This window comes from Frateuria sp., assembly GCF_035943815.1.
In the GTDB taxonomy this organism is placed as follows: Bacteria; Pseudomonadota; Gammaproteobacteria; order Xanthomonadales; family Rhodanobacteraceae; genus Frateuria_A.
This window is the reverse complement of record NZ_DASZBU010000015.1, coordinates 294,498-310,355: the sequence shown is the minus strand read 5'-3', so window position 1 is coordinate 310,355 and position 15,858 is coordinate 294,498. Positions and strand designations below refer to the sequence as shown.

Below are 15,858 nucleotides of genomic sequence, written 5' to 3'. Positions count from 1 at the left end.
GAGCAGGCAGGAAGCGCCGGCCGGAGGACTACTTCGGCAGCGTCGCCAGCCACCCCAGCACCGCCTGCGACAGTTCGATCCGCTTGTCCGAATAGGCGTGGTCGGTGGAGAAATGCTGGGTCGTCACGTGGCTGTCGCCGGCCTTGCGCAGGGCAGCGGCGAAGGCGTCGTTCATGCCGGCCAGGCCGTCGTCGGAGGTGACCACGAGGACGGGGCGGTCCTTCAGCGTCGGCGCCTGCGCGGGGAAGGCCCAGTGCGCGGCGTGCGCGGCCACCTCACGGGCGAGGCCGTCGGGCGTGCAGCCGCTGAGCGGCGCCATGCCTTCGCCGGCCAGGGCGGCGGACAGCTTGCGCAGGGCTTCGGCTGCGGGGTTTTCCCGTTGCAGCCCCAGGTAGCCCGCGCCCAGGTCTCCGCCGGAGATGTCGCCGACCGCCTCGACCGCCGGGTCGGCCGCGGCCGCCTGGATGGCCATGAAACCGCCCATGGAGTGGCCGATCAGCACGATGTGCGCAGGGTCCAGCCGCAGTCTCTTCGCCACCGCGCCCTGCCGCAGATAAGCGAGTGCGGCAGCGGTGTCCTCGATGCCGTGGACGAAGGAGAAGTTGCCCGGCGTGCCCCACGAGCCGCGATAGTTGAAGTACAGGACGTCCCAGCCTGCGCGGCGCATGTCCTGCGCCAGGTCCAGGTTGCGCTCGTTGCCTGGGAAGCCGTGCAGCAGGATCACCGCGGGGTGCGGGCCGGCGCCGGCGGCCACATAGACCAGCGCATTCATCGGAGCACCGTGGCTGGGGATCTGCATCACCTCCATCGATGCACGGTTGTCGATCGCGGGCGTCGCCGTGGTCGCGGCAGGTGCGGGCTTGGCCTGCTGGCCGGCCAGGCAGGTCAGGCTGGCGAGCAAACCGGCGGCCAGACTGGCGCGTAGCGCGTGCTTGTTCATGCGTTCTCCCAGGATGGGTGAGCTGTCGGAACGAACGCCGGAAGCCGGGAAGGCCACCGGTTCGGACGAAGACTACAGGCGTGCGCGATCGTTCGTCTCCGGGCGCGACCGGATCACGAACCCAATCAATGCGGGGGAGCGTTTGCTTGCGATCCACCGTTGATAACCGAACGCGGCGGGGAAAGCGGGCGCTGCCTCGCGAACCAGCGAAACGCGCACACAAAACGCATCCAGATGCCCGCTCGTTGCGTACCCCTCAGTGGCGTCCTGCGCTCGAGGCTCTCGTTGCCTGCGCGGATGCGGGGCGTGCCTGCGAACCGGCAGGCACGTCCTCAGGGGAAACCATCAGGGGGTCTACCCAGCTACAGGACGACATTATGAAACGCTCAGTCCAATCGCTTCTGTCCGCAGCGGTGCTCGCCGGGCTCTTCGCCACCGGCGGCGTGTCGGCACAGACGGCCAGTTCGAGCCAGGCCCAGGATTCGGTCGTGGCCAGCAGTGGAGGCACGCTCAAGCCCAACCAGACCCGCGGCTTCGGCGCGGGGCAGCGCCTCATCTTCACCTATACGCAAAATTACGATTGCATCCACGAACCGCGGAGCGACCTCGACTACGACGGCAAGCCCGCGCAGTCCGACCCGGGCGAATTCCAGATGCCGGTCTGCCAGGCCGCCACCGAACCCTCGATCGATCCGACCGGCAGGAACATCAAGCAGTCCGAACCGCTGTACGTGCTGGTTCCGATGTTCTCGCTCGACAACGACAAGAACGCGAACGACGCGATACCGTGTCCGGCCGGCGTGCGGCCGACCACGCTGTGCGGCCAGGCGCTGGGCAACACACTGGTCAGCCTGTTCGGTGCCATTCCCGAGGCCTACAAGAAGAAGCCGCTGGTCGCCACCCAGTGCCCGGACCCGGGTTCGCCGCCGGGCACCTGCACGATGCACGCCTCGAGCATCGACCTGGGCAAGGTACTGGTGGCTCTGGGCAAGCTGCCGCCGTCGACCAAGAACGTCTTCCTTCCCACGCCCAACCACAGCCACGTGGTCAATGGCGATGCGATCAGGACACGCGCCATCTGGTGGCAGGTGATACCCGTACTGGTCACCGACCCCAACTGCTGGCCTTCGGCCGGCGGTTCGCTCGGCATCACGTCGACGAAGAAGCTGCACGATGCGGAGCGGCGCGGCAATGCGGTCGAGGTGCCCTCCAACTTCTTCCTGTTCTTCAAGTCCGAACCCATGCGGGACATGGACTGAGCGTCGCGGCTACGGCCTTGCCAGTCTCCATCCGGCGCGCCCGCGTGAAGCGGTCGCGTCGGGTGGCTTTCACCGGTGATGGCGACCCTCACCTCAGCTCTCCTGCGGTGAGAGGGAGCAAAGCCGCCTTCAGTGCTGGATGGCCGAAAGGTGGATCGTCCATGCGTAGGCGCCGGCGAGCTGCCGTCTTGCGGCTGCCGGGAGGGTGATAGTCGTGGCCCCGCGGGCGCGCGTGGCGGTCAACGGCGTGGTGGTCCCGAGCAACTGGACCATAGCGCCGGCGGCCGGCCGCAAGCCGGTGAGCGTGATGGTGGCCGGCGGCAGCGTCTCACCCTCGTCGGCCAGGTAGATCGCATTGACGCTGCCGTCCTTGAGCTGGGTGAAGCGCAGCTTGCCTTCGGCGTAGGGGGCGACCGGGTGGCTGGCGTAGATGGCGCTGGCGTTGACCTTCATCCAGGCGCCGATGTCGCGCATGCGCTCCAGCGCCGGGGCGGGCAGCTGCCCGGTTGCGTCGGGACCGACGTTGAGCAGGAAGTTGCCGCCCTTGGCGACCACGTCGACGAGGATGTGCACCAGCTCGCGTGCCGGCTTGTAGCGGTCGTCGGGCTTGTACGACCAGGAATCGCCCATGGTCATGCAGGTTTCCCACGGGTAGGGCAGCGGCTGCGCGGGCACCTGCTGCTCGGGGGTGCGGTAGTCCTCGTACTTTCCGCCCACGTCGCGGTCGACGACGATCAGGCCGGGCTGGTTCCTGCGCGCGAGCGCGGCCAGCCCCGGCATGTCGATGTCCTGCGGCCAGGGCACCTCGTCGCTGTAGGCGAGCGCGTGCGGGTGGCTGTACGGGTTGACCCAGCCGGCGTCGAGCCAAAGGATGTCGATCGGGCCGTACTGCGAGGTGAGTTCGCCGACCTGCCTGTGCGTGAAGTCGACGAAGCGCTTCCAGCGTTCAGGGTACTTGCGCGTGTCGTAGTTGTTGTTGCGCGTGGGCGTGGCCCATTCCGGCGCCCAGTAGTCCGTGTTGTGCCAGTCGGCCTTGGAGAAGTAGGCGCCGATGCCGAACCCTTGCGCGCGGAAGGCGCCGAACACTTCCCTGGCGATGTTGGCGCGCGGGTTGCGATGGAAAGGCACGTCGGGCGCGGTGATGCGGTAGTCGGTCTGCCTAGTGTCGAACATCGAGAAACCGTCGTGGTGCTTGGTGGTGAACACCACGTAGCGCATGCCGGCGTCCCTGGCCGCGCGCGCCCAGGTGTCGGGGTCGAACCTGGTCGGGTTGAAGGTCGTCGGCAGCTGCTCGTACCTCTTCTTGTAGTCGACGTAGCTGATGCCGCTCGGGCGCGCACACCAGGGCAGGTCCTCCGAGCAGATCGACCAGGATTCGACCACGCCCCACTGGCTGTACGGGCCCCAGTGCAGCATGAGGCCGAACTTCCAGTCCTGCCATGCGGCGAGCTTCTTCAGCACCAGCGGGTCGGTCTCGGGCACGTAGGGTCCGTCGCCCGCATGTGCGGCGATGGGCAGCAGCAGGGTGAACAGCAACAGGGCGGGTGCGGGCTTCATCCGTTCTTCTCGGTGGTTTCGAGTTCATCGTAGAAAAGCCGTGCCGGTCCAGCGCGGACCGGTCGATCAGCAGGAAGTACGTCCGACCCTGGGGCTGCCCTTGCTCAGCGGACACGAACCGGGCGACGAGTTTGCGCCGCGCCCGAGTGTGCCTTGCCACGTCGAGAGCCCGGGACGGTGTCCCACAGCGACACGCCGTCGTGGCGTCGGGCGGCCATCACCGCGCATCCTCAGCCCACGTGCGCCTCCTTGCCAGCCGGCTGGCCGAACGAGGGCGGCCGGTCGGCCAGGGCGGCGCCGAAGCGTTCGTTCGGCGTGGCGCCCATGGCGAATTCCAGCGTACCGCCGGCGGCCAGTTCCGCGTGGCTGATCCAGCTCTTGGTCCACGGCTGGCCGTTCCAGCGCACCGACTGGATGTACGGCTTGCCCGGCCCGTTGCCGTGGGCGACCACCTCTAGCGTCTTGCCGCCAGCCAGCGCGACCTGCGCGCGGTCCAGCAGCGGGCTGCCGAACACGTAGTTGGTGCTCACCGGGTCGACCGAATACAGACCCAGCGCGCCCAGCACGTACCACGCGCTCATCTGGCCACAATCCTCGTTGCCGGCCAGGCCATCGGGCTGGGGCCGGTACATGGATTCGAGCAGCATGCGTACGCGCGCCTGCGTCTTGTGGTGCGCGCCGGTGTAGGCATAGAGATAGGCCACGTGGTGGCCCGGCTCGTTGCCTTGCGAGTACTGGCCGACCATGCCGGCGATGTCTGGCGGCGCGTCGGCCGGCAGCGCCGAGCTGGTGTTGAAGAGCGCGTCCAGCTTGCGCTCGAAGGCCTGCTCGCCGCCGAACAGCTGCATGTAGGCGTAGAGGTCGTGCTGGTTGAGGAAGGTCGCCTCCCAGGCGTTGGACTCGGTGAAGTCGCGCCACTTGTCCGAGTGGCCCATCGCGCGCGGGTCGAAGGGTTGCAGCCAGGCGCCGTCGCTGCCGCGCGGGCGCACGAAGGCGAGCTGCTTGTCGAACACGTTGCGGTAGTTGCGCGAGCGGCGGCGCAGGTGTTCGGCGTCCGCGTGCGCGCCGGCCGCCTCGGCCAGACTGGCCAGCGCCCAGTCGTCGTAGGCGTATTCGAGCGTCTTGCTGACCGACTCCCAGTCCTTGTCGGCAGGGATGTAGCCGAGCTTGCGGTAGTACGGCAGGCCACGGTAGTCGTCGTCCATGGCGCGCTTGCGGTAGATCGGCCAGGCCTTGGCGTAGTCGATGCCGGTGAAGCCCTTGGCCTGCGCCTCGGCGATCACCACCGCGGAGTGGTAGCCGATCATGCAGCCGGTTTCCACGCCCTGCAGCGGCCATACCGGTGGGCCGTCCGGGCTCTCGGCGGCCATCCGCACCAGGCCGTCGACCAGGTCGGGCACGCGCTCGCTCTGGTACAGCGTGAGCAGCGGGTGCAGCGCGCGGTAGGTGTCCCACAGCGAGTAGGTGCTGTAGTTGTGCCGGCCCTTGGGCAGCGTGTGCACCTTCAGGTCCATGCCGCGGTAGCGGCCGTCCACGTCGCTGAACAGCGTGGGCGCGAGCATGGTGTGGTAGAGCGCGCTGTAGAAGGTGCGCTTGACGGCTTCGTCGGCGGCGCCGACGCGGATGCGCGCGAGCTCCTGCTCCCACGCATCGGCCGCTTCCTTGCGCACGCGCTCGAAGTCCCAGTCGGACAATTCGCTGTCCAGGTTGCGGCGGGCGCCGTCGATGTCGACTGCGGAGATGCCGACTTTCACCAGCAGCGGTGCGCTGGCCGCATCGTCGAAGTGCAGCGCGGCCTTGAGGTGCGCGCCGGCGGCCGAACGCGTGCCGTCGGCCAGCGGCTTGTCTTCCGAGTACAGGGTGGCGCGCGAGAGCGGCCGCGAAAGCTTCATCGCGAAGTGGATGTAGCGGCCGTTGGCCCATTGATGCACGCGCCGGCTGCCGACCAGCAGGTCGTCGCCGATGAGTTGCAGTTGCGCGTCGCTGACCTTGGCCGGCACCTTGGCGTCGTCGTGGTAGCCGTGCGCGAGATCGACGAGCAGGTGGCCTGCGCCATGCTTGTTGAACGTATAGCGGTGCAGGCCCGCGCGCAGCGTGGCGGTGAGCTCGGCGAGGATGTCGTGGTCGGTCAGGCGCACGCGGTAGTAGCCCGGCTGGGCCTGCTCGCCGTCGTAGCGCGAGCGGTATCCCCGGCCGGGCTTGCCCACCGCGTCCGGCGGCAGGCGCGTGCTGGCGAAGGAGGCCTCGTCGAAGTGCGACTGATAGTTCTTGTCGGGCAGGCCGCGCGCGCCGGGGTCGAGCAGTACCTCGCCCTGCGCCGGCATCACCAGCACGTCGAGCATGTCGCTGGCGCCGGTGCCGGACAGGTGCGTGTGCGAAAAGCCCATGATCGAGCCGTCGTGCTGGTGGTAGCCCGAGCAGGCGTCCCAGCCGGCGTCGTTGGTGTCGGGACTCAGCTGCACCATACCGTAGGGCAGGGCGGCGCCAGGGAAGGTGTGCCCGTGGCCGCCGGTGCCGACGAACACGTCGACGTAGCGCGACACCCCATCGCCGGGCAGTGCGGCGGATCGGTCGCGGCCGGGGCGGCTCATGGCGAAGGCGGGCAGCATGTCGGCCGCGGTGCCCAGGGTGGCGAGGGCGCCAATGCCCTGCAGGAAGCGTCTGCGCGTCAGCATGGTGGGTTCTCCTGTGGGTCGGTCATGCAAGCGTGGAAAGAGGAACTACTGGCCCTTGAGCGAGCGCATCACGGCTGGCGTAACAGTGCGGGCCGTTCGTCCGCGAGTTTCACCATCAACTCGCCGAACAAGCTGTTCGCCCAGGCGAACCACGCGCGGGTGAAGTGCGCCGGATCGTCCTGATCGAACGTCTCGTGCATGAAACCGGTGCCCGCGTCCGTGTCGCGCAGCCAGCGCAGGCACTGGCGGATCTCGCCCGGATCGTCGCTGGTCAGCGCGCGCATGACGATCGACATCGGCCAGATCATGCGCAGGCCTTCGTGCGGGCCGCCGATGCCCTCGGCCGCGGTGCCCTTGAAGAAATACGGATTGTCCGAGCTCCACGCGCGCTTGCGGGTGCGCCGGTAGGTGGGATCGTCCGCCGCGCAGCAGCCGAGGTAGGGCAGGCCGAGCAGGCTGGGTATGTTGGCGTCGTCCATGAACAGCCGGTTGCCGTAGCCGTCGATCTCGTAGGCCCAGTAGTCGCCCGCCTCGTCGCGCAGCCGGCCGTCGCGATGGGCCGCCTGTTCCACTTCGCGCGCGAGCGAGGTGCAGGCGGTGGCGAAGGCGGCGTCGTGATGGATCGCCTGGCTCATCACCGCCAGCTGCCGCAGCGCCACCACGGCGAACAGGTTGGCCGGTACGAACAGCGGATACAGGCAGGCGTCGTCCGACGGGCGGAACATCGAATGGATCATGCCGTTGGGGCGCGTGGGGTTGCCGTAGCCCTCCAGCGGGACGGTATCGCTCGGACGGGGCGAGGTACGCTGGAAGTGGTACGGGCCGGGGCCGTGCAGGCGCTGCTGCTCGTGGAAGGTGGCGAGCACCCGCTGCATCGCCGCGCGCCAGCCGCCGTCGAACGGCTCGGCGTCTCCCGTGGCCTGCCAGTAGGCGTGCGCGATGCGGATCGGCCAGCACAGCGAATCGATCTCCCACTTGCGCTCGCCTACGCCGGGCGCCATCGCGGTCTCGTCCTGGCGCGCCCAGCTCAGCGGCGGTGCGTGCGGATCGCGCAGGAAGGCGTTGGCGTAGGGATCGATCCGGATGCAATGCGCCTGGCGACGGATCAGCCCTCGGAAGAGCCGGCGCAGCGCCGGATCGTTCTTGGCCAGCGCCACGTACGGGCTGACCTGCGCGGAGGAGTCGCGCAGCCACATCGCGTCGATGTCGCCGGTGATCACGAAGGTGTCGGGCTTGCCCTCCAGCGTGCCCAGTTCCACCGTGGTGTCGAGCGTGTTCGGATAGCAGTTCTCGAACATCCAGGCCAGCTTGGGGTCGCCGATGCATGCCCTGACGCGCGCGATCTCGCGCTCGACGGCGTCGCTGGTGAACTTGCGCTGCGCCCGCGGCGGGCGGTGGCTCGCGAAGCGTGCGGCCGGAGCCGTTGCCATCGCCGGCGAAAGCCCGGCCAGCCCGCCGCACGCGGCGGCCGTGCCGAGCAGTTTGAGGAAGTGGCGGCGGTCGGACATCGCGTCTCCTGGTGTCATCGCGGCAGTGCATGCCGGCCGGTGATGGTGAAGGTGGCCTGCTCGCCCGGCCCATCGCCGGGTTGGCCGCCGCCGACGGACAGGCGGTAGCTCCCCGCCACCACGGAGCGTCGGCCGGCAGCGTCGACCGTGCTCAATTGGCGGGGCGACAGCTCGAAAGTCACCCGTTGGCTCTCGCCGGGCTTCAGGTGCACGCGGCGGAAAGCGACCAGCGTTCGTCTCGGTGCCAGCGGCACGTCGGTCGCGTGCAGGTAGGCCTGCGCCACCTCGTCGCCGGCGCGCGGCCCGGTATTGCGCACGGTCACGCCGATCCGCAATGGATTGCCTGCGGCAAGCGTGTCCGTCGAGAGCGCGAGGCCTTCGTAGGCAAAGCGGGTATAGCTCAGCCCATGGCCGAACGGGTACAGCGGCGTACCGTTGAAGTAGCGGTAGGTGCGTCCGCGCATGTCGTAGCGGGTGAACGGCGGCAGGTCGCTGGTGGCGCGGTAGAAGGTGACCGGAAGCCGGCCTCCCGGATCGTCGTCGCCGGCCAGCACGCGGGCGATTGCCGTACCACCGGCCTGCCCGGGATACCAGGCGGCCAGGATGGCGCCGGCATGCTCTTGCGCCCGGTCCAGTGCCACCGCACTGCCGGACATCAGCACGATCACCAGCGGCTTGCCGCTCGCGGCCACATGTTCGAGCAGGTTGCGCTGTGCGCCCGGCAGCGCGATGTCGGTGCGGTCACCGCCGTCGAAGCCAGCCGCTTCGATGCGCAACTCCTCGCCCTCGACGTCAGGCGAGAGACCGACGAAGGCGACCACCACGTCCGCATCGCGCGCGGCCGCGAGCGCCTCGTCGAGCTGGGCGCGCGCGGGAGCCAGCCATTGCAGTCGGATGCCCTGGTCCTCGCCGCTGTGCACCAGCTCCAGCCGTAGCGCGTGCGGCGAGCGGTCGGCGAAATGGAGCTGCGCCTGCAGGGTGGGCGTGTCGGTGCCGGCGTCGTCGATCAGCTCGCGGCCGTCGAGGTACAGGCGCACCGGGTCATGGCCGTGGCAGTCGAAGCAGCGGTCGACGTGCACGGCCAGCGTGTAGTCGCCGGGGCCGGGCGGGAGCAGGGTGCCGATCCAGCGCGCGGCGTAATGGCCGGGATCCAGGCCAGCGCCGGGCGCCGCGCGGTCCCAGTCGAAATCGATCGTGCGGTCGGTGCGGGTCAGGCGTGCGCTGCCGACCAGGCCCGCCGCGTCGAAGTAGCCGCCTTGCAGGCCGCGCTGGCCGCCGGGCGTGCGCAGGGCGGTTTCCGGCACCGGCACCGGTACGCCGGCGGCCACGGGCGCGCCCTGCGCGTAGCTGACGCGCCCGGCGCCGAAGCGTTCGCGCAGGCCCTGCAGCGGCGTGATCGGCGCCCGCGCGGTGCCGTGGTAGTTGGCCTCCAGCGTTTCGAGCGTGTCCGCATCCGGACCGATCACCGCGATGCGCGTACCTTCGCGTAGCGGCAGCGTGCCGTGCGCGTTCTTCAGCAGCACCATCGACTCGCGGGCGGCTTCGAGCGCGAGCGCATGGTGGGTGGGGCCCTCGATCGCGGCGTCTGCGACGGGCGTCGGGCGATCCGCGAGGTCCAGCTGATACCGGGCCGTGAAAAGCCGTACCAGCGCGGCGTCGAGGTCGGCCTGCCGCGCGTAGCCCTTGGCGACCGCCTCGCCCAGCGCGGCGTAGGCCTGCCCGCAATCGAGGTCGGTGCCGGCCCGGATCGCGGCAGCGGAGGAGCGCGCGTCGTCCGGCCGGTAATGGTGGAACTGGGTCATGTCGTCCACGGCGTCGCAATCGGAGACGACGTAACCCCGGAAGCCCCAGGCCTGGCGCAGCACGCTGTCGAGCAGCCAGCGATCGGCGCATGCGGGCGTACCGTTGATCGCGTTGTAGGCGCACATCACCGAGCCGGCGTGGCCCTCCATGACCGCGGCGCGGAAGGCCGGCAGGTAGGTGTCCTCCAGATCATGCGCGGAGACGACGCTGTCGAAGCCATGGCGTCCGCGTTCCGGGCCGCTGTGCACGGCGAGATGCTTGGGCGTGGCGATGGCGCGCGGGTGGACCGGATCGTCACCCTGCACGCCCTGGACGTAGGCGACGGCGAGGCGCGCGGTGAGAAAGGGATCCTCGCCGTAGGTCTCCTGCCCGCGGCCCCAGCGCGGGTCACGGAAGATGTTGATGTTGGGCGACCACACCGTCAGCCCCTGGAAGGGTCCGTGCTCACCCGTCGCGTCGAATTTGGCGCGCGCCTCGGTCGCCACCGTTTCACCCACCTGCTCCAGCAATGCCGGGTTCCAGCTCGCCGCCAGGCCGATCGCCTGCGGGAAGACCGTGGCGTAGCCGTTGCGCGCGATGCCGTGCAGGCCTTCGTTCCACCAGTCATACGCCGGCACGCCCAGGCGCGGGATCGCCGGCGCATGGTTCTGCAGCTGGGCGACCTTTTCCGGCACAGTCATGCGCGAGACCAGCGCCTGGGCGCGGGCGCGCGCGTCATCGCGGGGACCGGCATGCGCGGCGAACGCGGCCAGCATGCAGGACGCGAGTGCGGGCCAGCACGTCCTCACGGCGCGCCCTTCCGCATGGCGTCGGCCAGGTTTCGCACGCGCAGCGCGCTGCGCAGCGCGTCCAGTGCGGCATCGCTGCGCACATGCAGGCTGACCGGTTCGCCCGGCAGGAGATCGAAGGCGTTGTCTGACACCTGCGCATCCAGCTGGCCGAATGAAAGCCATACCGCGCGCGCCAGCATGTCGGTGTCCAGCGTCACGGTGTAGCCGTCGCCGGAGGGCGCCCAATGCGTGCGGATGTGCGGGAGCGGGAGAGCGAGTGCCTTGGGTGCGTCGAAGAACACCAGCGAGCGCGAGACACCGTGGCCATCCACCAGAAGATCGACCACTGCGAAGCGCGCACGCGGCTTCGTGCCCGCCAGTTGCGCGTCGGTAAAGCTCCCGACTGGCGTGGCCGCCAGCGGAGCGAGCGTGAGGTCATGCGCCTGCTCCGAGATCAGCCTGCCGGCGAAATCCAGCACGCGCAGGCGCCAGCGCGCCCGCACCGGTGACGTGCGGTCGGACACCAGCGTCACCTGCGTGGTGCCGTGCTCGCGCAGTGCGGTAGCCAGCAGCGGCGCGTAGAAGCGCCGGGCGTGGTATTGCAGGGCCTTCCAGCGTCCGTGGTAGTCGATGCTCGACCAGGAGATCGCCGGCCACACGTCGTTCAACTGCCAGTACAGCGAACCCATGCTGCGCGGCCGCGAGGCGCGCAGGTGCTCGGCCGCCAGCTCGATACCCTCGGCCTGCATCGCCTGGCTCAGGTAGACCAGGGCGGGGAAGTCCTTCGGCTGCCCGTACTCGCGCTCCACGTACATTGCCAGGCGGGCGTTGCCGTTGCCGCCGTCGTACTTCTGGTGCGCGCGCAGCACCGGCGAGTCCTCTTCCAGCGCGCCTGCGCCGGCGAACGCGCGGATCGTGCGCATCGAGGGAAACGACTGCAGGCCGTATTCGGACTGGAAGCGCGGCGTGACGTCGAGGTAGGCACGGGCCGGCTTGGCCTCGCCCGACCACACTTCCCAGTAGTGGTAGTCGCCATCGTCCAGCGACGTGGCGAAACCGTCGCCGCCGGTGCTGGGCGAGCTGGGCCAGTACGGCACCTCCGGATCGTGCCGGGCCACCACCTGGCGCAGCACGTCGCCGAACAGCATGCGCATGCCTTGTTGGATGCGCGCGTCCTGCGCCGGCGTGATGGACTTGCGGAAAGCCTTGCGGTCGTCCCACGAGAGCCAGCTGCTCTGCACCTCGTTGTTGCCACACCAGAGCACCAGGCTTGGATGGTCGCGCAGGCGCTCGACTTGCTCGATGGCCTCCGCGCGCACGTTCGCGACGAAGGCCGGGTCATCCGGCGGGATCGCGCCGCCGAACATGAAGTCCTGCCAGACCAGCAGGCCCAGCCGGTCGGTCTCGGCATAGAAGCTGTCCGGCAGGTAATACCCGCCGCCCCACACGCGCAACATGTTCATGTTGGCGTCGCGCGCGGACGTAAGCGCGTTGCGCATCTGCGCCTCGGTGACGCGGGTGGGAAAGCTGTCGAAGGGGATCAGGTTGGCGCCTTTGGCGAACACCGGGATGCCGTTGACCACGAAGGCGAAGCCGCGGCCCCAGCGGTCCTGGTCGCGCCGCAGCTCGACGCTGCGCAGGCCGACCTCGCGGGTGGCTTCGTAGAGCACGGCGTCGTCCTTGCCGCGCAACTGCACGTGGTAGGCGTACATGTCCTGCGCGCCGTAGCCGGCCGGGTACCAGCGGCGGGGGTGGTCGATCGCCAGCGGCACCTCGACGCGGTGGCTGCCGGCTGCGAGCGTGACCGGCTGCGTCCGGTGCGCGACCGGCTTGCCATCCGGTCCGAGCACGTCGATCTCCAACTGCAGTGTTGCTGTGTCGTCGGCGTCGATCGCCAACTGCACCTGGGTCTGCGCGCGCTGCGCATCCACGTGCGGCTGCGCGACGTGCAGGCCGGTGACGCGCAGGCCGTCCCAGCTGTCCAGGTGCACGTCCTGCCAGATGCCTTCGGTGACGATGCGCGGGCCCCAGTCCCAGCCGTACTGGTAGGCGGCCTTGCGCACGTAGTTGGCGCTCTGCCGCCCCTTGGGCTCGTCGCCGAAGGCGGAGTCGAACTCGCCGGGCAGCGCGTAGGGCTGGCGCGCGAGCCAGGGCTGCAGGCGCCTTACCGGCGAGTACAGCCGCACCTGGAGCGTGTTGGCGCCGGCGCGCAGCCAGGGTTTCGCCGGTGCCGCCCAGCGTCGGAACATGTTGTCTGCGTCGAGCAGCCTGTGTCCGTTGAGGTAGACCTCGGCAAAGGTATCCAGGCCATCGAACACCAGCTCGACATGCCGGCGCGCCAGCGTGGCCGTGTCCACGGTGAACGTGGTGCGGTAGACCCAATCGGACAGGCCGACCCACTGGATGGCCTTCTCGTTCTCGCCCAGGAAAGGATCGACCGCCAGCCCGGCGGCGAGCAGATCGGTCTGCACCGTGCCCGGCACCGTGGCCGCCAGCCAGCGGGTTGCCTGCGGGTGGTCGGCGGCGTGGACGTCGCCGGGCGCCAGGCGCAACTGCCAGCCGCTGTCGAGCTTGCGCGAAACCAGCGGCGCCGCCGTGGCCAGCATTGGCACCAGCAGGAGCAGCGCGCACGCGATCGGTGGCAGGCGTGGCCTTGTGCGCGTTCGGGTCGGCGGGACGGGTGCGGGCATGGCGTTTCCTGGCGGCACGGGCGACGGGCGGCGGCGTCGCCACCCGTCTGCACCGCTAAGGCGGATGGTTTCCCGCCTGCGTGGACAGCTCCCGCAGCGCCGTCACCATCGCGCGGATCTCGGTTGAGTCGCTGCGCCACTCGCCCCGGGCCATGTCATCCAGGCCCGGCTGGCGATGGTGCATGCGCGAGGGCAACTGCTGCTTGGCCGAGGCGTGGAGTTCCTTGGCGCCGGTGGCCTGCGCCAGCGCCGCGATGTTGCGCGCATGCACGCCCGCGCCCGGCATCACTGTCACCCGACCGGCCGCCTGCGCCAGCAGCGCGCGGATCTGCGCCGCGCCGTCGATGGCGCTGGCCTGCGCGCCGGAGGTCAGCACGCGTTCGCAGCCGAGGTCGATCACCGCTTCGAGTGCTTGCGCCGGGTCGCGCGCCATGTCGAAGGCGCGATGGAAGGTGACACCCAGCGCCCCGGCCGCCGCGACCAGCACGCGGCTGCGCGCCGCGTCGACCTGTCCCTGCGCATCGAGCACACCCAGCACCACGCCGTCGCAGCCCAGCGCGACGCACACCTCGATGTCGCGCTGCATCACCTCGCATTCGAAATCGTTGTAGAGGAAATCGCCGCCGCGAGGGCGGATCAGCACATAGAGCGGAATCGCCAGCTGATCGCGCGCGGTGGCGATCTCGGCATACGAAGGCGTGACCCCGCCCAGCTCCAGCGCCGCGCAGAGTTCCACGCGCCCCGCGCCACCTTCCTGCGCGGCCAGCGCGGAAGCCACCGAATTGGCCGCCACTTCCAGCAAGGGCACGCTGTCGACAGCCATCAGCAAGCCCCGCCGGCAGGAGGCAGGTCCAAGGCGTGCGCGGCCCGGGCGCGATAGGCCGCCGAGCAGGCGAAGACGCTTCGGGATGGCTGCGGACGGCCCAAGACTCCCCACCGTTTAGATCGATCTATATGGAAGGTAGCATCGGTCCGGAAGGCTTGCATGCGGCAATGCAGTAATCGCGCGAGGTCAGGCCAAGCGCGTACACGATGTGCTCGATCGCCGGGCTGCGGCAGCAACAGTCGCCAGCCCTTCGGAACAGCTCATCGCCCGTCGGATGAAAGCAAAACTTTAGATAGGAAAGAAGCAAGGCTTTCATTGTGGCCGTGGGCCCGCGCCTATGGTCGCGAGCCATGAAGACCGACCAGAAAGCGTTCGCCCAGCGCCTGCGGGCCGCCTTGGAGGCGGAAGGCATCGAGGCGAGCCCAGCGGCGATCGAGCGGTTGCTTGCCCGCGAGGGCGCCGTGAGCGTGACGCAGCAAGCGATCTCGGGCTGGCTCAATGGCAAGCACAGGCCCAAGCCGGATCATATCGAAGCGCTGGCGTCGATCCTGGGCATCGAGGCGCACGAGCTGGAGTATCGGTCCCACAGGGGCGTGCGCGATGCGCCGGCCCGCTGGCCGGAGCAGGTGCGCGGGCATGATCGCCTGGCGTTCGAGGCGTTTCTGAAGCTGCCGGAGGAGCACCGCCGGCTGGTGCGGGAGATGATCGTGGCGTTGGGTGGAGCGCCGAAGGCGAGCCGGTAACCGCGCGTCCGAAGGCGGTGTGCTTACACAGTGAGGTCCCCGCGAACCCCGGCCTCCCATCCAGCCCGGACCGGGAGGGTCGGGAGCTTGGAGCCAACCGCTTACTGGCATCATGGGAAGCCTTCCCCGTCGTGGTTTCCCCATGTCCTCGCGTTCGGATGCTCCCCGGATCGCCATCGCGATCGGCGCCTTGCTGGTCGCCATGGTTTCGTATCAATGCGGTGCGTCGCTGGCCAAGCACCTGTTTCCGCAGGTGGGGGCGCAAGGGGCGACAGCTTATCGCCTGGGCATCAGTGCGTTGATCCTGCTGGCGTGGCGCCAGCCGTGGCGGCGCCTGCGAGACGGTCGGGACTGGCGCGGGTTGTGGGCCTACGGGTTGTCGATGGGCGCCATGAACCTGGTGTTCTACATGTCGCTGCGCACGGTCCCGCTGGGGCTGGCGGTCGCGCTGGAGTTCACCGGGCCGCTGGTGCTGGCCATGATCGGTTCGCGCCGGCTGCTCGACTTCGTCTGGATCGCGCTGGTGATCGCGGGGTTGGCCTTGTTGCTGCCGTTGCGCGGCCAGGCGCATGCGCTCGATCCGGTGGGCGTGATGTACGCGCTTGCCGCAGGGCTGGGCTGGGCCCTGTACATCGTCACGGGGCAGAAGGCCGGTGCCGCCTACGGCGGCGACGCGGTGACGTGGGGCACCTCGGTCGGCGCCTTGCTGGCCATCCCTTTCGGCGTGGTGCACGCGGGCGCCACCTTGCTGTCGCCAGCGCTGCTGCCCTATGCGGTGGGCGTGGCGGTGCTGAGTTCGGCCTTGCCCTATTCGCTGGAAATGGTGGCGCTGACGCGACTGCCGGCGCGCACCTTCAGCACCCTGCTCAGCCTGGAGCCTGCGATCGCCGCGCTGGCGGGCGTGGTGCTGCTCAGCGAGCATCTGAGCGCGCTGCAGTGGCTGGCGATCGGGGCGATCATCGTGGCGGCGGCAGGCACGGCGTTGAGCGTGCGCAAGCCGGTCGCAGTGGAAGGACTCGGGTAGGCAAAAGCTTGACGCCGGGGTGCTGCGAAGCTTCCCGTGCGCCCCGCCCCTCTCCCGAACCCT

General features: G+C 69.5%; 10 protein-coding genes. 3 read left to right on the top strand and 7 right to left on the bottom strand.

Translation table 11 applies throughout. The features are described from left to right. Positions 1-28 precede the first annotated feature (28 nt). Positions 29-940 (bottom strand): alpha/beta fold hydrolase, encoded by a 912-nt coding sequence (locus tag VGU65_RS12000; RefSeq protein WP_327476003.1) that lies wholly within the window; start codon positions 938-940, stop codon positions 29-31. A 377-nt stretch (positions 941-1,317) separates the two neighbouring features. Between VGU65_RS12000 and VGU65_RS11995 the strand changes: the two genes are divergently transcribed. Next, positions 1,318-2,199, top strand: coding sequence for a hypothetical protein (locus VGU65_RS11995; RefSeq protein WP_327476001.1), 882 nt, complete (start codon positions 1,318-1,320; stop codon positions 2,197-2,199). Between the two features lie 129 nt (positions 2,200-2,328). On the opposite strand, the gene VGU65_RS11990 is transcribed toward VGU65_RS11995, so the two are convergent. From VGU65_RS11990 to VGU65_RS11965, 6 genes are all read right to left on the bottom strand, one after another. Beyond that, positions 2,329-3,756 (bottom strand): alpha-L-fucosidase, encoded by a 1,428-nt coding sequence (locus VGU65_RS11990; RefSeq protein ID WP_327475999.1) that lies wholly within the window; start codon positions 3,754-3,756, stop codon positions 2,329-2,331. Between the two features lie 230 nt (positions 3,757-3,986). Continuing rightward, a complete protein-coding gene (locus VGU65_RS11985) occupies positions 3,987-6,431 on the bottom strand; it encodes a GH92 family glycosyl hydrolase (RefSeq protein WP_327475997.1) in 2,445 nt (814 codons plus the stop codon). A 68-nt stretch (positions 6,432-6,499) separates the two neighbouring features. Beyond that, complete coding sequence (locus tag VGU65_RS11980; RefSeq protein ID WP_327475995.1) at positions 6,500-7,939, bottom strand: glycoside hydrolase family 125 protein; 1,440 nt, start codon at positions 7,937-7,939, stop codon at positions 6,500-6,502. A 14-nt stretch (positions 7,940-7,953) separates the two neighbouring features. After that, the gene (locus VGU65_RS11975) at positions 7,954-10,497 is read right to left on the bottom strand and encodes a glycoside hydrolase family 3 C-terminal domain-containing protein (protein ID WP_327475993.1); all 2,544 of its coding nucleotides are present in this window, start codon (positions 10,495-10,497) and stop codon (positions 7,954-7,956) included. Between the two features lie 29 nt (positions 10,498-10,526). Continuing rightward, a complete protein-coding gene (locus tag VGU65_RS11970) occupies positions 10,527-13,202 on the bottom strand; it encodes a beta-mannosidase (protein ID WP_327475991.1) in 2,676 nt (891 codons plus the stop codon). Positions 13,203-13,257: 55 nt separating this feature from the next. Then, positions 13,258-14,025: a copper homeostasis protein CutC gene (locus VGU65_RS11965; RefSeq protein ID WP_327475989.1), complete on the bottom strand. Its 768-nt coding sequence runs from the start codon at positions 14,023-14,025 to the stop codon at positions 13,258-13,260. A gap of 353 nt (positions 14,026-14,378) precedes the next feature. Between VGU65_RS11965 and VGU65_RS11960 the strand changes: the two genes are divergently transcribed. Further along, entirely contained in the window at positions 14,379-14,771 is a 393-nt protein-coding gene (locus VGU65_RS11960) for a helix-turn-helix domain-containing protein (RefSeq protein ID WP_327475987.1), read from the top strand. Positions 14,772-14,913: 142 nt separating this feature from the next. Then, a complete protein-coding gene (locus tag VGU65_RS11955) occupies positions 14,914-15,795 on the top strand; it encodes an EamA family transporter (protein WP_327475985.1) in 882 nt (293 codons plus the stop codon). Positions 15,796-15,858: the final 63 nt, after the last annotated feature.

Excerpts from the sequence above, each read along its gene's own strand:
- VGU65_RS11970 (WP_327475991.1), bottom strand. The coding sequence starts at position 13,202 with ATGCCCGCACCCGTCCCGCCGACCCGAACGCGCACAAGGCCACGCCTG.
- VGU65_RS11965 (WP_327475989.1), bottom strand. The coding sequence starts at position 14,025 with ATGGCTGTCGACAGCGTGCCCTTGCTGGAAGTGGCGGCCAATTCGGTG.
- VGU65_RS11955 (WP_327475985.1), top strand. The coding sequence starts at position 14,914 with ATGTCCTCGCGTTCGGATGCTCCCCGGATCGCCATCGCGATCGGCGCC.
- VGU65_RS11975 (WP_327475993.1), bottom strand. The coding sequence starts at position 10,497 with ATGCTGGCCGCGTTCGCCGCGCATGCCGGTCCCCGCGATGACGCGCGC.
- VGU65_RS11960 (WP_327475987.1), top strand. The coding sequence starts at position 14,379 with ATGAAGACCGACCAGAAAGCGTTCGCCCAGCGCCTGCGGGCCGCCTTG.
- VGU65_RS11995 (WP_327476001.1), top strand. The coding sequence starts at position 1,318 with ATGAAACGCTCAGTCCAATCGCTTCTGTCCGCAGCGGTGCTCGCCGGG.
- VGU65_RS11990 (WP_327475999.1), bottom strand. The coding sequence starts at position 3,756 with ATGAAGCCCGCACCCGCCCTGTTGCTGTTCACCCTGCTGCTGCCCATC.
- VGU65_RS11985 (WP_327475997.1), bottom strand. The coding sequence starts at position 6,431 with ATGCTGACGCGCAGACGCTTCCTGCAGGGCATTGGCGCCCTCGCCACC.
- VGU65_RS12000 (WP_327476003.1), bottom strand. The coding sequence starts at position 940 with ATGAACAAGCACGCGCTACGCGCCAGTCTGGCCGCCGGTTTGCTCGCC.
- VGU65_RS11980 (WP_327475995.1), bottom strand. The coding sequence starts at position 7,939 with ATGTCCGACCGCCGCCACTTCCTCAAACTGCTCGGCACGGCCGCCGCG.